Source organism: Bradyrhizobium sp. LjRoot220 (assembly GCF_964252915.1).
Taxonomy (GTDB): Bacteria; Pseudomonadota; Alphaproteobacteria; order Rhizobiales; family Xanthobacteraceae; genus Bradyrhizobium.
The window spans coordinates 1-13472 of the sequence record NZ_CAXUPS020000007.1 but is presented as its reverse complement, the minus strand read 5'-3'; the positions used below and the strand labels follow the sequence as shown (position 1 = coordinate 13472).

Here is a 13472-nt window from a genome sequence, read left to right as displayed (position 1 = left end):
CTACCGTGTCGCTTGCGCGGTCGGCTTGGCCCCGGCGAAGTCGGCGGATGCGTCGGCTTCGGTCATCAGCTGCGGCCGGACCTTGTCGCCGGCGGCAAACTTCTGGAAGCCCTCGACGACGACCCTGTCACCGGCCTTCAAGCCCTCGGTGACGAACCATTGGCCGCCCTGCAGCGAGCCGGTGCGTACCGGCTGGACGGCGACCAGGTTGTCGTTCTTGACCACGAACACTTCGCTGCCGCCGCCGCCATTGCGCTGGATCGCCTGCTGCGGCACCGCGATGGCGTCGGTATCGATGCCCTGCTCGATCAGCACGCGGACATACATGCCCGGCAGCAATTCGCGCCTCGGATTGGGAAACTCGCCGCGCAACGTCACCTGCCCGGTATGGGCGTCGACCTTGGCATCCGAGAACAGCAACCGGCCGGCAATCGGATAGACCGAGCCATCGTCCAGCACCAGGCGGACCTTCATGGCGTCAGGCGCGATACGGTCGAGATCGCCGCTCTCCACCGCCCGGCGCAGTTGGTTGAGTTCGTTCACCGATTGGGTGAAATCGGCATAGATCGGATCGAGCTGCTGGATGGTCGCAAGGCTCGTGGTCTCGTTTTGCACGACGAGCGCGCCTTCGCTCACCAGCGCGGCGCCGACGACGCCGTCGATCGGGGCGCGGATGGTCGCATAGTCGAGATTGAGCTTGGCGCGGGCGACGTCGGCCTTGCGGCCCTCGACGTCGGCGGCGGCCTGCCGCTCCGCCGAGGCGGCTTTTTCGTTCTCGGCCTCGGGAGCTGCGCGCTGGCTGGCCAGCGTCGCGATGCGGCGCGCGTGCGAAGCGGCCTGATCGTGCGTGGCCTGGGCGCGCGCCAGCGCCGCTTCGGTCGATAGCACCTCGACCTCGAACGGCCGCGGATCGATCCGGTAGAGGGCGTCGCCGGCTTTGACCTCGCTGCCCTGGTGGAACAGGCGCTCGACCACGATGCCGGACACCCGCGGTCGCACTTCAGAAACGCGCGTCGGTGCAATTCGTCCCGGCAGTTCGCGGATGATCGCGCGTGCCTGCGGCCTCACGGTGACGACACTGACATCTGGTTCGGAAGGCTGCACTGCGGCCGTTGCAGACGTTGGCTCGTTGCATCCAGCCAACAACGGAGCCATCGCAAGGAGCATCAGCGCGATGCATGATTGCGCACGAATTCCAGACATCGAAAATATCGCCCCTTTAGTCGAGTTAACGCGCAAACGGAGGTTTGCGCGATATGTCGCGAAGACATCGCGTTCTTGTTGAGAGAAGGATAGAACGACTTTGCTGCGATGCAATGCACGATCGCGGCGGCCCAATGTCACAGACGCTATCGCCCTGAATAAACGGCGATTTTTCCGTCTCACCGGATTGTGACAAAGCCTTGCTTCAGCGCGCCGGAATGGAACGCAGGGTTGAGCACCCAGGAAAGCGGCACGGCGCGAGTTTGTCGAAAACTGGCGCGAATCAGCTGGTGTTTCGTTAACCGGCGGTCTTCATCCGGTAGTGGCTGACACCCCATTCGCTGCCGTCGGCGTAGCCGAACAGGCCTGATGTCGCGAGCAAGAACCAGCGCCAGCGCCGCATCCACAACGCGGTCTCGCCGCCATGAACGTAGCGCAACAGCTCTTCGATCTCCTCGCGGCGCAGATCGAAATTGGCCAGCCAATCCTCCGCGGTGCGGTGATAATGCAGCCCGCTCCAGCGCCATTCTTTTTCGACTTCGAGCAGATCGGCATACTGCCGGACCAGATGGTGGCTCGGCATCATGCCGCCGGTGAAGAAATGCTGCGCGATCCAGTCCTCGCCGCCGGCGCGGTCGAACAGATAGGCGCCCGAGCGATGGGTGAAGATGTGCATGAGGAAGCGGCCGTCGGGCTTCAGCCACGAACGGATCCGCGACATCGATTCGCGCCAGTTCAATACGTGCTCGAACATCTCGACGGAGACGATGCGATCGAATTGCATCCGCGGGTCAAACACGTTGATCGCCGAGGCGACCACACGCAGATTCTTCAATCCGCGCTTGCCGGCCTCGCCCTCGACGAATTCGCGCTGCGAGGCGGAATTCGACACCGCGGTCACTTCCGAATGCGGGAATTGCCGCGCCATCCACAGCGACAGCGACCCCCAGCCGCAGCCGAGTTCGAGGATCGATTGGCCGTCGGCGATATCCGCATGCTCGACGGTCTGGCGCAGCGCCTCCTCTTCGGCCTCCTGCAATGTCGTGGCCGGCTCGCGGTAGAAGCACGAGGAAAATTTGCGGTGCGGCCCCAGGACGAGCGCGAAGAACGCCGCCGGCTCCTCGGGATGCGGCGCGCTGGCCTCGTCGGTGTATTCGGCGATGGCACGTGCGGCCATCTCGTCGGCAAACCAGGCGTCGCTTTCGGCGTTGCCGGTGGCGAGCCGCGTCGCGGTGCGCGAACACAGCCGGTGGATCGCGGCGCGGATGATAACATCAGGCAGCGGCACCCGCTCGGCGGTGCCGATGATCGTGGAAACGAAGCTCATGTGACCACTCCCTTCATCTTGACCATGATCTTTTCCGGAAGGCGGCTTCTACGTTGCGCTAATGCGGGCCCTCCGGATCGGGATCATGCTTGCGGCGGCAGCGGAAAGAACGGACTGATACGGACTGATGTCGCGAAACGGTCCGGATCGTATCCGTCCAGCCGGAATGCCGGCGCGGTCCTGCACAGCCAGGCGCCCTTGTCATCAGGACCGAGAGGAGCGAACCGGCCAGCGCCGCCGGCGCCTCGAGATACAGGGCCGTCATGAAAAATCCCGGTTGGACAAACAACGTTTCCAAAATACGCTCCAGTCAAAGCCCGGTTTCAGCTTGAAGTTCCCCCCTGGTCTGCCTGAAACAGCGCTTTTCCGATCTTTTTTCCCAGCCGTGCTGTGCCATATTGGCCTCCCAAACGCGGCTTTTCGCAACGGATGACCCCCGCAATGCCCTCAGGCCCCACCGCCCGCTCCGAACTGGAGATCGAGCTCACCAAATTGTCCTCGCCGCAGATTTTCCTGGTGCGGATGCTGGTGTTCCTGGTGCTGTGCGGCCTGGTCATGACCGTGCTCTACAAGCAGATCGTCACCGCCTTCTTCGCCAATCCCGGCCTCAATGCCCTGATCGGCGCGGTGCTCGTGATCGGCATCATCCTGTCGTTCCGGCAGGTGATCCGGCTCTACCCGGAAGTCTCCTGGGTCAACAATTTCCGCATCGCCGATCCCGGCCTCGCCATCGCGCGTCGTCCCACGCTGCTGGCGCCGATGGCGGCGATACTCGGCGGCGAACGCACCGGGCGGATGTCGATCTCGCAGCAGACCATGCGGCATTTGCTGGATTCGATCGCCACCCGGCTCGACGAAGCGCGCGACATCTCCCGCTACATGACGGGCCTCCTGGTCTTTCTCGGCCTGCTCGGCACCTTCTGGGGCCTGATCGAAACCGTCGGCTCCGTCGGCAAGGTGATCGAGGGGCTGAAGGTCGGTGGCGATTCCGGCTCGCTGTTCGATACCCTGAAAGAGGGTCTGGCGGCGCCGCTCGGCGGGATGGGCATCTCGTTTTCGTCCTCGCTGTTCGGCCTCGCGGGATCGCTGATCCTGGGCTTTCTCGACCTGCAATCAAGCCAAGCGCAGAACCGTTTCTATACCGATCTGGAAGACTGGCTCGCCTCGACCGTGCGCGAGTATTCGGGCGACGGCACCACCGGCGTCTCCGGCGAGTTGCAGCACGCGATGGAGCGGCTGCGCGCCGTGGTCGAGGAAGGCGGCGGCAGCCGCAGCACCACGGCGGCGATGGCCAATCTCGCCGAAGCCATTCAGGGCCTGGTCGCGCATATGCGCACCGAGCAGCAGATGATCCGCGAATGGGCCGACGGCCAGGGCGAGCAGAATCGCGAGATCAAGAAGCTGCTCGAGCGGATCGCGCGTCAGCCCGAGAAGAGTTAAGGGATTCATCCGATGGCCCTCGCGCGTTCACGCCGCAACGAATCGGGAATGAACTACTGGCCGGGCTTCGTCGACGCGCTGTCGACGCTGGTGCTCTCGATCGTGTTCCTGCTCTCGGTGTTTCTGGTGGTGCAGTTCTTCCTGTCGCAGGAAGTCACCGGCAAGGACAAGGCGCTGGAGGCGCTCAACGCCAAGATCGCGCAGTTGAACGACCTGCTGTCGCTGGAGAAACTCACCGGATTAAGCCTCAGCGACCAGCTCTCGCAGGCGCGCGCGGGATTGACCTCGGCGGAATCCGAGCGCGACCGCATCAAGGGGCTCTATGAAGGTCTCGCCGGCGCCGGCAGCGACGCCCAGGGCCGCGCCAACGAACTCAACAAGGCGCTCGATTCCGAGAAAGCCGTGACATCGCGCGCGCTGGCGCAGATCGAGGTGCTGAACCAGCAGATCAGCGCGCTGCGCCGGCAGCTGGCCGCGCTTGAAGAAGCGCTCGACGCCTCCGAAAAGCGCGACAAGGAATCGCAGGGCCGCATTGCCGATCTCGGGCAACGCCTCAACGTGGCGCTGGCGCAGCGGGTGCAGGAACTGACGCGGTACCGTTCCGAATTCTTCGGTCGGCTGCGCGCCATTCTCGGCAATCGGCCGGATGTGCGAATCGTCGGCGACCGCTTTGTGTTCCAGTCCGAAGTGTTCTTCGACACCGGACAGGCCTTGCTGCTGCCCGAGGGCCGCGCCGAACTCGACAAGCTCGCATCCGCATTGGTTGATCTCGACAAGCAGATCCCGAGCGAAATCGCCTGGGTGCTGCGGGTCGACGGCCATACCGACGTGCGGCCGATTTTGAACAGCCCGGTGTTCAAGTCGAACTGGGAGCTGTCGTCGGCGCGCGCGATCTCGGTGGTGCAATATCTGATCTCGCTCGGGGTGCCAGCGCAGCGCCTGGTCGCCGCAGGCTTTGCCGAATTCCAGCCGCTCGACCCGACGCCATCAGAGGACGCCTACAAGCGCAACCGCCGCATCGAGCTGAAGCTGACGGAACGGTGAGTGGTAGGATTTGAATCCGACATCGGGGCGCGCGGTGTCGAAGACGATGTGGAAGGATATTCGCGCTCCCGCCCTTAGCCGTCATACCCCGCGAAGGCGGGGTATCCAGTACGCCGCGGCCTCTCGATTCAATCACTGACGTCTCTGGAATACTGGGTCACCCGCCTTCGCGGGTGACGACCGCGTGCGCTCAAATCCCCTCGAACTGCAGCCGCGCCAGCCGCGCATACAGCCCGTTCGCCGCAACCAGCGAGGCATGGGTGCCCTGTTCGACGATGCGGCCCTGGTCCATCACCATGATACGGTCGCAGGACAGAACGGTCGCCAGCCGGTGCGCGATGACAAGCGTGGTGCGGTGGCGCATCAATTCTTCCAGCGCGGTCTGCACCAGCGTCTCGCTTTCGGCGTCGAGGGCGGAAGTTGCTTCATCGAGCAGCAACAGCGGGGCATCGCGCAGGATGGCGCGGGCAATCGCGATGCGCTGGCGCTGGCCGCCCGACAGCGTCACGCCGCGCTCGCCCAGCTGCGCCTCGAAACCGTCCGGCAGGCGGCGAAGAAATTCGCTGGCATGCGCCAGATCGGCCGCGCGTTCGACCTCGGCATCGCTGGCATCAGGCCGGCCGAAACGGATGTTTTCGCGCGCCGAAGCTGCGAACACCACCGAGTCCTGCGGCACCAGCGCCATGCGCGCGCGCACTTCGCGCGGATCGGCCGCTGTGATCGGCACGCCATCGACCGAAATCGTGCCGCTGGCCGGATCGTAGAACCGCAGCAGCAGATGAAACAGCGTGCTCTTGCCGGCGCCCGACGGGCCGACGATCGCGACCTTCTCTCCGGCCCGCACCGACAGCGAGACGCCGTCGATCGCCCGCACATCCGGGCGCGTCGGATAGTTGAAGCTGACATTGTCAAAGCCGACATCGCCGCGCGCCGGCGACGGCAGCGCGACCGGCGAGGCCGGCGCCGTGATCTGCGGTTTGACGCGCAGGATTTCGAACAGCCGCTCGGCAGCGCCCGAAGCAGCCGAGACTTCGCCCCAGACCTCGCTGAGCTGGCCGAGGCCCGTCGCGGCGAACGCCGCGTACAGCACGAACTGGCCGAGCCGGCCCGGGCTGATCGAACCGGTCAGCACATCGTGCGAGCCGACCCACAGGATCACGACGACACTGGAAAACACGATGAAGATGATGATCAAGGTCAGCACCGCGCGCGCCCGCGTCGAACTGCGCGCGGCGTCATAGGCCTGTTCGACCTCGCGGCCGAAGCGCGTCGCGGCCAGCCGCTCGCTGGTATAGGCCTGCACCGTCCGGATGGCGCCGACCAGCTCGGAAGCATAGGCGCTGGCTTCCGCCAGCGTATCCTGCGCGTTGCGCGACAGCCGCCGCACCCAGCGTCCGAACGCCACCAGCGGAATCACGATCACCGGGATCGCCAGCAGCACGAACAGCGAAAGCTTCGGGCTCGTGATCACCATCATGGTGGTGGCGCCGACGAACAGCATCAGGTTGCGCAGCGCGATCGACACCGACGCGCCGACGGCCGACTTGATCTGGGTGGTATCGGCGGTGAGCCGCGACACCAGTTCGCCGCTGCGGGCGGAATCGAAAAATGCCGGCGACAGCGAAATCAGATGCGCGAACACATCGCGCCGCAGATCCGCAACGATGCGCTCCCCGATCGTCATGACCAGATAGAACCGCGACGCGCTGGCGCAGGCCAGCACGGCGACCACCGCGATCATCACGCTGAAGTAGCTGTTGATCATCGCGATGCCTTCGGGCGTGAAGCCGAAGTCGATCATGCGCCGCACCGCGATCGGGACGACGAGGGTCGTCACCGCCGCAACGGTCAGCGAGATGAAGGCCAGCAGCGCCCGGCCGCGGTACCGCGCGACGTAGGGCGCCAGCGCCAGCAGCGGGCGCAGTTTTGCGCCGGATTTGACCGGCGACTGCGTCAGCTGGCTTTCGATGAAAGCCTCCTCCTCGAGCAGCGCGTCGCGCCGCGGCGGAACGGTTCCGCGAGGGTCTTCAAGCTGTTCGGCTGCGCTCATGAAAAGGGACCGGGTTTCGACGCCCCCAGATAGGCCCCATGGGCCGCGCTGGCAAATCCGGGCGAACCCCAATCAGGTGACATACCTAGTTGTTTTGGCGCTGTTCTTGCGTTATAGACCCGCCAAATCCCGTACCCCTGACATTTCGAGACGGGCGCAGGCGCGCCGAAGGATATGCCATGAAACCCGAAATTCACCCGAATTATCATACGATTACGGTCGTTATGACCGACGGTACGGAGTATCAGACCCGGTCCACTTGGGGCAAGGAAGGCGACAAGCTGAACCTCGACATCGACTCCAAGTCGCATCCCGCCTGGACCGGCGGCACCCAGCAGATGCTCGACCGCGGCGGCCGCGTGTCGCGCTTCCAGAAGAAGTTTTCGGGTTTCCTCAAGAAGGATTGAGGGTTTTCGGAACCCTCTCCTGCTCGGCCCAGGAATGCAAAAACGCCCCGGTTTCCTGGGGCGTTTTTTGTTGAAACGCAGTCCATCCCGACATTGCGAGGAGCAAGGCGACGAAGCAATCAATGCTTCCGTGTGTGGACAGATGGATTGCTTCGCGGAGCCTGTCATCGGGCGCGCATGCGCGCGACCCGTTGGCTCGCAATGACGGGTGAGAGAATCCCGAAAATTACCGCTCGAACGCCGCCTTCAGGCGATTGAGCTGCGGCACCAGGGGATTGCCGATCGGGGCGCGTTCGGCTGCCGGGGCGTGGATCGAGGTGTCGAGCCGGCGCACCCGCGACTGCAGGTTCATCGAACGCTCGATCAGGTCCTGCAATTGCTGCGGCAGCTTGGCGATCATGTCGTCCGGGCCGGGATCGGCGGCGGAGAGCTTGACCTTGGTCTTTTCGCGGTTGGCCTGGGTCAGCGTCATCTCGCCTTCCTTCACCGCGCGATGCAGCAACAGCCAGGAGGCGAGCTGCATCAGGCGGGTGGTCAGCCGCATGCTTTCGGTCGCATAGGTAAGACTGACGGAACGTTCGAGCGCCTTGGCCTCGGTGCGGCCGTCACCGTCGAGATAGGCGGCGGTCTCCTCGACGAGATCCATGCCCTCGCGGAACAGGGTTCCGAATGCCGCCGAATTAGTCAGCCGCTCGCTGAATTGAACGAGCGCGGATTCGCTGTACGAACGGTCCGCCATGGTTAACGCCCTCACGCCACTGATACGCTGCCGGCTTTTCAAAACCGCCGGCTTATGATGAACAAATCATTGCGCTTGCGCGGGCGAGAGTCCAGCCGCAACCGGATTTATGGTTTCCAGCGCGTGCGGGCATAAAAAAGAGCCGCCGTTTCCGGCGGCTTTGAAGTTGATAACAGGGAGGCGTCAAACAGAGTGGACAGGAGCCACTCGGTGTCCAAACGAGGACGATGCCAGTCATAAACGAGAAAGCTTAATTGATCGTAAACGAACGATTTTCTTTAAGCTTTGTTTGCCATGTCGGCCATTGGCCTAGTTTGGGACAGGCCCCTTGCCATGCAACGACAGGCGCCGCCCGCGTTAGGCCACTGGCCGCTTATTGCTCGTCGCAGGTGAACCCCGGCGGGAACCGCTTCATATAGGTCTCGTCGCAGTTTCGGTCGCACTGGCGCTTTTGCTGCCGGGCGAGGACTGCACAAGATTTGTTGGATGGCAATTCGGCGCAGGCGGCGAGATTTTTCGCGAACGGTTTCCTGCAGCGCTGCGCCTTGCATTCACCCGAGGTCATGTCGATGCCCACGCAGCTCGCCGGCGTCCGCGCGCCGGCCGGGGCAACGATCCCGGCGAGCACAACACCGACCACGATCGCGCCGACGAGACGTCCAACGTTCATTTTCATCCCGATCCTGGCTACGACTTGAAAAAGCTGTTCGCCGCATCTTTCGACGCGCGCTTCTTGGCCATCGCCGCCTGCAGCCGCTCGATCTCGGAATTCATCAGCGCGATGCGTTCCGTCAGTTCCTCGACCGACAGCAGCGACAGATCCTGCCCGATCTCGTGGGTGACTTTCTTCCGGGGTTTGTCGTCATCCTCGATGGCCATGCGTTTCCTCCGTGCTCAGCGATGCCTCGCGGCGGTTGCCAGCCGCCATAGGGCTGGCTAATCAGGGGCCGCCTTCAGAATTCCCGTATTTCGCAAGGACAAATCATGGAAAAGCTGCCCGCGCAAATGACCGTTATCGGCATCAGCAAGCCCGGTGGTCCCGAAGTGCTGTTGCCTGAAATCCGCAGCGTTCCGGTGCCCGGCCCCGGCGAGATCCTGGTCAAGGTGGCGGCCGCCGGCGTCAACCGTCCCGATGTCGCGCAGCGCTCCGGCGCCTACCCGCCGCCGCCCGGCGCCAGCGATCTGCCGGGCCTCGAAATCGCGGGCGAAGTGGTCGCGCTCGGCGCGGGTGCGAGCAAGCACAAGCTCGGCGACAAGGTGATGTCGCTGGTGGCCGGCGGCGGCTACGCGCAATATTGCATCGCGCAAGACGCGCAGGCGATCAGCGTGCCGCCTGTTCTGTCGATGCAGGAAGCCGGTGCTATTCCGGAAACGCTGATGACGGTCTGGCACAATGTGTTCGAGCGCGGCGCGTTGCAGCCCGGCGAAACGCTGTTGATCCATGGCGGTTCCTCCGGCATCGGCACCATGGCGATCCAGCTCGCCAAGGCGTTTGGCTCCAAGGTAATCGTCACCGTCGGCGGCCAGGACAAGGTCGACGCATGTCTCAGGCTCGGCGCCGACCGCGCCATCAATTACAAGACCGAGGACTTCGTCGCCGAGGTCAAGGCCGCGACCGATGGCGCGGGCGCCAACGTCATCCTCGACATGGTCGCCGGCGACTACGTCGATCGCAATTACGATGCCGCCGCGGTGGACGGCCGGATCGTGCAGATCGCGACACTCAATGGACCCAAGGTTACCGTCAACATCGCCAAGGTCATGGTGAAGCGGCTGACCCATACCGGCTCCACGCTGCGGCCCCGTACTAATGCGGATAAAGCGGCGATGGTTGCCGCGATCGAGGCCAAAGTGATGCCCTTGATGCGCGAGGGGCGGGTAAAACCCCTGATGGACAGCACATTCCCGCTGGAAAAGGCCGCCGATGCGCACCGGCGGATGGAGACCAGCGCACATATTGGCAAAATTGTGTTGGCGGTTTAACGCTCCGGACCGAAGCGAAGGCGGAAACCCTTTGATTTCCTTCGCTTTCATGTCATTTATCGCGGAAACGTCGGGCCGTTCGCGCCCGTAAAGCTCGTTGATCGCGGAGTACTGACATTGCGTCTGATCAGGTGCCTTGCGCCGCTCGCGCTGGGCCTCATGATTGTTGCGTTCGCGCCGCAAGCGCATGCCATTGACGCGGTCAGCGTCCGCAGCGACGCGCCCGCGATCGATCTCACGGCGGTGCTCGATCATCAGCGCAGCGACGCCGACCGTATCCAGGTTTCCACTGCGCCCGGCACCGACGGCATCGTCCGCCGCATCGAGGTGCGCGCCCGTGAAGGCGGCCAGAACTGGGTGGTGTTCGCGCTCGCCAACAACACCGACGACCAGCTCGACCGCCTGATCGTCGCGCCCCATTACCGCATCGTGTCGTCGGGCCTGTTGTGGCCGGATCTCGGATTGTCGCGCATCGCCACCATCACGCCATCGACCGGCGACCGGCCCGAGCGCCAGGAAAGCGCCACCGCCGACATCTTCCGCATCACGCTCGATCCCGGCGCCGTCGTCACCTTCGTCGCCGAACTGCGCACCGACAAGCTGCCACAGCTCTATCTGTGGGAACCCGACGCGTACAAGGACAAGGTCAACTCGTTCACGCTCTACCAGGGCATCGTGATCGGCATCTCCGGCCTTTTGGCGCTGGTGCTCACCATTTTGTTCGTGGTCAAGGGCAGCATCATGTTCCCGGCCGCCGCCGCGCTGGCCTGGGCGGTGCTGGTCTATATCGGCGTTGATTTCGGCTTCTGGGGCAAGGTCCTCGACATGCAGAACAACGCCGAGCGCGTCTGGCGCGCGGCGGGTGAAGCGATCCTGGCCGCGACGCTGCTGGTGTTCCTGTTCGCCTATCTCAATCTCAGCCGCTGGCATGTGCGCTATTCCCACATCACCGTCGGCTGGCTGACCTTCCTCGGCTCGCTGGTGGCGCTGGCGCTGTTCGATCCGGCGGTCGCTTCCGGCATCGCGCGCATGTCGCTGGTCATGATCGCCTTCGCCGGTTTCGCGCTCATCGTCTATCTCTCCACACATGGTTTTGACCGCGCGGTGCTGTTGATCCCGACCTGGTTCCTGCTGGTGGTCTGGGTGGTCGCGGCCGGCATGGCGGTGGCCGGAAACGTCACCAACGACATCGTCGGCCCTGCCCTGCTCGGCGGCCTCGTGCTGATCGTGATGCTGATCGGATTTACGGTAATGCAGCACGCCTTCGCCGGCGGCGGCGCCACCACCGGCGTGGTCTCCGACGTCGAGCGCCGCGCGCTGGCGCTGACCGGCTCGGGCGACCTGATCTGGGACTGGGACGTCTCCGCCGACAAGGTGTTCACCAGCCCCGAGACCGAAAGCCTGCTCGGCCTCAAGCGCGGCACGCTGGAAGGCCCGGCCGCGAAATGGCTCGAAGTGCTGCATCCGCTCGATCAGGACCGCTTCCGCGCTGCGCTGGACAGCGTGCTCGACCAACGCCGTGGCCGGCTGGTGCAGGATTTCCGGCTGCGCACCCCCGACGGCCACTTCATGTGGTTCGCGCTGAAAGCGCGCCCGGTGGTCGGCTCCGACGGCGAGGTTTCCCGAGTCGTCGGCACCCTCACCGACGTCACCGAGCAGAAGAATGCCGAGGAGCGCATGCTGCATGACAGCGTGCATGACAACCTCACCGGCCTGCCGAACCGCAAACTGTTCATCGACCGCCTCGGTGCGGTGGCGAATTTCGCCAAGACCATGCCGAACCTGCGCCCGACGCTGATGGTGATCGACCTCGACCGCTTCAAGCAGGTCAATGACTCCGTCGGCATCGCGGTAGGCGATTCCATCCTGCTGACGCTGGCGCGGCGGCTGACCCGGATCCTCAAGCCGCAGGACACGCTGGCGCGGCTCGCCGGCGACCAGTTCGGCCTGATCCTGATGTCGGAACAGGACTCGGCGCGCATCACCGCGTTTGCCGAGACCATCCGCAAGACCATCCGCGCCCCGATCGCCTTCAACGACCGCGAGATTTTTCTCACGGCCTCGATCGGTTTGGCGCTCTCTGATCCGCAGACCCAGCTGTCCGACGAGATCATCAAGGACGCCGAGCTGGCGATGTATCACTCCAAGCGCATCGGCGGCGACCGCATCGACGTCTACAAGCCGGCGATGCGCGCCCGCAAGACCGACCGGCTGACCTTGGAGTCCGAATTGCGCCGCGCCATCGAGCGCCAGGAAATCACGATCCTGTACCAGCCGATCGTGCGGCTGGAGGATCGTTCGATCGCCGGCTTCGAAGCCCTGGCGCGCTGGGATCATCCCAAGCTCGGGCGGATGTCGCCATCGGAATTCATCTCGATCGCCGAAGAGATCGGCCTGATCGTCGATCTCGGCATGTTCGTGATGGACCAGACGGCCAAGCAGCTCGCGATCTGGCAGCGCGCGATGCGCTCGCGCGAGCCGATCTTCGCCAGCGTCAACGTCTCCTCGCGCCAATTGCTGCGCCACGACCTGATCCACGACATCCGCACCGTGCTGTCGCGCTCCTCGGTGGCGCGCGGCACGCTCAAGCTGGAACTGACCGAGTCGCTGGTGATGGAGAACCCGGAGCACGCGGCGCAGATGCTGACGCGGATCCGCGAACTCGGCACGGGTTTGTCGCTGGACGATTTCGGCACCGGCCATTCCTCGCTGGCCTATCTGCAGCGCTTTCCGTTCGATACCATCAAGATCGACCAGTCCTTCGTTCGGACTACCAGCCGCGGCACCCGCCCGGTGATCCTGAAATCGATCATCGCGCTCGCCCACGATCTCGGCATGGACGTGGTCGCCGAGGGCGCCGAAACGGATTCGGATGCGGTCGAACTCTATCAACTGGGCTGCGAATACGCGCAAGGCTTTGCCTTCGGCGAGCCGATGGACGCCGACGCCGCGATGCGGCTGTTGACCGAGGAACGGCTGGAAGCGGCGAGCTGAGCTCCATCACCGCTGTCGTCCTCCGCGAAAGCGGGGGACCCAGTACGCCGCGGCTCGTCGGTTCTATCATTGGCGCCTCTGGCTTACTGGATCCGCCTTCGCATTTCGACCCGTCATCCTGAGGTGCGCGCTCTTGCGCGCCTCGAAGGACGACGGCCCGCCTGTGGCCGATTCATCCTTCGAGGCTCGCCCAGCGGTGCAAATGCACCGCAAGGCTCGCACCTCAGGATGACGGGGAAATACACGCTCGCGATCTCGCGACGCATTGCGCCCGAGTCTTGCTGG

11 protein-coding genes are annotated in these 13472 nt (G+C 64.2%); 5 read left to right on the top strand and 6 right to left on the bottom strand.

Annotated elements, in window-relative coordinates; genetic code table 11:
• Window positions 1-1203, bottom strand: coding sequence for an efflux RND transporter periplasmic adaptor subunit (locus ACSQ84_RS25700; RefSeq protein ID WP_436214520.1), 1203 nt, complete (start codon window positions 1201-1203; stop codon window positions 1-3).
• 298 nt (window positions 1204-1501) lie between these two features.
• Window positions 1502-2530, bottom strand: coding sequence for an SAM-dependent methyltransferase (locus tag ACSQ84_RS25695; protein ID WP_436214519.1), 1029 nt, complete (start codon window positions 2528-2530; stop codon window positions 1502-1504).
• A 441-nt stretch (window positions 2531-2971) separates the two neighbouring features.
• Here ACSQ84_RS25695 and ACSQ84_RS25690 point away from each other — a divergent pair, with 441 nt between their 5' ends.
• Window positions 2972-3970, top strand: a complete 999-nt coding sequence (locus ACSQ84_RS25690; protein ID WP_436214518.1) for a flagellar motor protein MotA — start codon at window positions 2972-2974, stop codon at window positions 3968-3970.
• Between the two features lie 12 nt (window positions 3971-3982).
• Window positions 3983-5014 (top strand): peptidoglycan -binding protein, encoded by a 1032-nt coding sequence (locus ACSQ84_RS25685; protein WP_436214517.1) that lies wholly within the window; start codon window positions 3983-3985, stop codon window positions 5012-5014.
• A 190-nt stretch (window positions 5015-5204) separates the two neighbouring features.
• On the opposite strand, the gene ACSQ84_RS25680 is transcribed toward ACSQ84_RS25685, so the two are convergent.
• Window positions 5205-7064, bottom strand: a complete 1860-nt coding sequence (locus ACSQ84_RS25680) for an ABC transporter ATP-binding protein/permease (RefSeq protein ID WP_436214516.1) — start codon at window positions 7062-7064, stop codon at window positions 5205-5207.
• A 179-nt stretch (window positions 7065-7243) separates the two neighbouring features.
• Here ACSQ84_RS25680 and rpmE point away from each other — a divergent pair, with 179 nt between their 5' ends.
• On the top strand, window positions 7244-7471 hold the full coding sequence (gene rpmE, locus ACSQ84_RS25675) for a 50S ribosomal protein L31 (RefSeq protein WP_436214515.1): 228 nt from the start codon (window positions 7244-7246) through the stop codon (window positions 7469-7471).
• A gap of 226 nt (window positions 7472-7697) precedes the next feature.
• Here the strand turns inward: rpmE and rcdA are convergent, their stop codons facing one another.
• The 3 genes from rcdA to ACSQ84_RS25660 form a co-directional block, all read right to left on the bottom strand.
• Window positions 7698-8210 carry a protease adaptor protein RcdA gene (gene rcdA, locus ACSQ84_RS25670; protein WP_436214514.1) on the bottom strand — a complete coding sequence of 171 codons (513 nt, stop codon included), beginning with the start codon at window positions 8208-8210 and terminating at the stop codon, window positions 7698-7700.
• 373 nt (window positions 8211-8583) lie between these two features.
• Entirely contained in the window at window positions 8584-8880 is a 297-nt protein-coding gene (locus ACSQ84_RS25665) for a hypothetical protein (protein ID WP_436214513.1), read from the bottom strand.
• A gap of 17 nt (window positions 8881-8897) precedes the next feature.
• Window positions 8898-9089 (bottom strand): DUF1192 domain-containing protein, encoded by a 192-nt coding sequence (locus ACSQ84_RS25660; protein ID WP_212292990.1) that lies wholly within the window; start codon window positions 9087-9089, stop codon window positions 8898-8900.
• A gap of 105 nt (window positions 9090-9194) precedes the next feature.
• Here ACSQ84_RS25660 and ACSQ84_RS25655 point away from each other — a divergent pair, with 105 nt between their 5' ends.
• Both ACSQ84_RS25655 and ACSQ84_RS25650 read left to right on the top strand, forming a co-directional pair.
• The gene (locus ACSQ84_RS25655; protein ID WP_436214512.1) at window positions 9195-10193 is read left to right on the top strand and encodes an NAD(P)H-quinone oxidoreductase; all 999 of its coding nucleotides are present in this window, start codon (window positions 9195-9197) and stop codon (window positions 10191-10193) included.
• Between the two features lie 117 nt (window positions 10194-10310).
• Window positions 10311-13187, top strand: coding sequence for an EAL domain-containing protein (locus tag ACSQ84_RS25650; RefSeq protein ID WP_436214511.1), 2877 nt, complete (start codon window positions 10311-10313; stop codon window positions 13185-13187).
• The last annotated feature ends 285 nt before the right edge of the window (window positions 13188-13472 follow it).

What these genes read in the sequence shown, in the direction of transcription:
- ACSQ84_RS25680 (WP_436214516.1), bottom strand. Translation starts at nt 7,064, where the DNA reads ATGAGCGCAGCCGAACAGCTTGAAGACCCTCGCGGAACCGTTCCGCCG.
- ACSQ84_RS25665 (WP_436214513.1), bottom strand. Translation starts at nt 8,880, where the DNA reads ATGAACGTTGGACGTCTCGTCGGCGCGATCGTGGTCGGTGTTGTGCTC.
- ACSQ84_RS25685 (WP_436214517.1), top strand. Translation starts at nt 3,983, where the DNA reads ATGGCCCTCGCGCGTTCACGCCGCAACGAATCGGGAATGAACTACTGG.
- ACSQ84_RS25695 (WP_436214519.1), bottom strand. Translation starts at nt 2,530, where the DNA reads ATGAGCTTCGTTTCCACGATCATCGGCACCGCCGAGCGGGTGCCGCTG.
- ACSQ84_RS25655 (WP_436214512.1), top strand. Translation starts at nt 9,195, where the DNA reads ATGGAAAAGCTGCCCGCGCAAATGACCGTTATCGGCATCAGCAAGCCC.
- rcdA (WP_436214514.1), bottom strand. Translation starts at nt 8,210, where the DNA reads ATGGCGGACCGTTCGTACAGCGAATCCGCGCTCGTTCAATTCAGCGAG.
- ACSQ84_RS25660 (WP_212292990.1), bottom strand. Translation starts at nt 9,089, where the DNA reads ATGGCCATCGAGGATGACGACAAACCCCGGAAGAAAGTCACCCACGAG.
- rpmE (WP_436214515.1), top strand. Translation starts at nt 7,244, where the DNA reads ATGAAACCCGAAATTCACCCGAATTATCATACGATTACGGTCGTTATG.
- ACSQ84_RS25700 (WP_436214520.1), bottom strand. Translation starts at nt 1,203, where the DNA reads ATGTCTGGAATTCGTGCGCAATCATGCATCGCGCTGATGCTCCTTGCG.
- ACSQ84_RS25690 (WP_436214518.1), top strand. Translation starts at nt 2,972, where the DNA reads ATGCCCTCAGGCCCCACCGCCCGCTCCGAACTGGAGATCGAGCTCACC.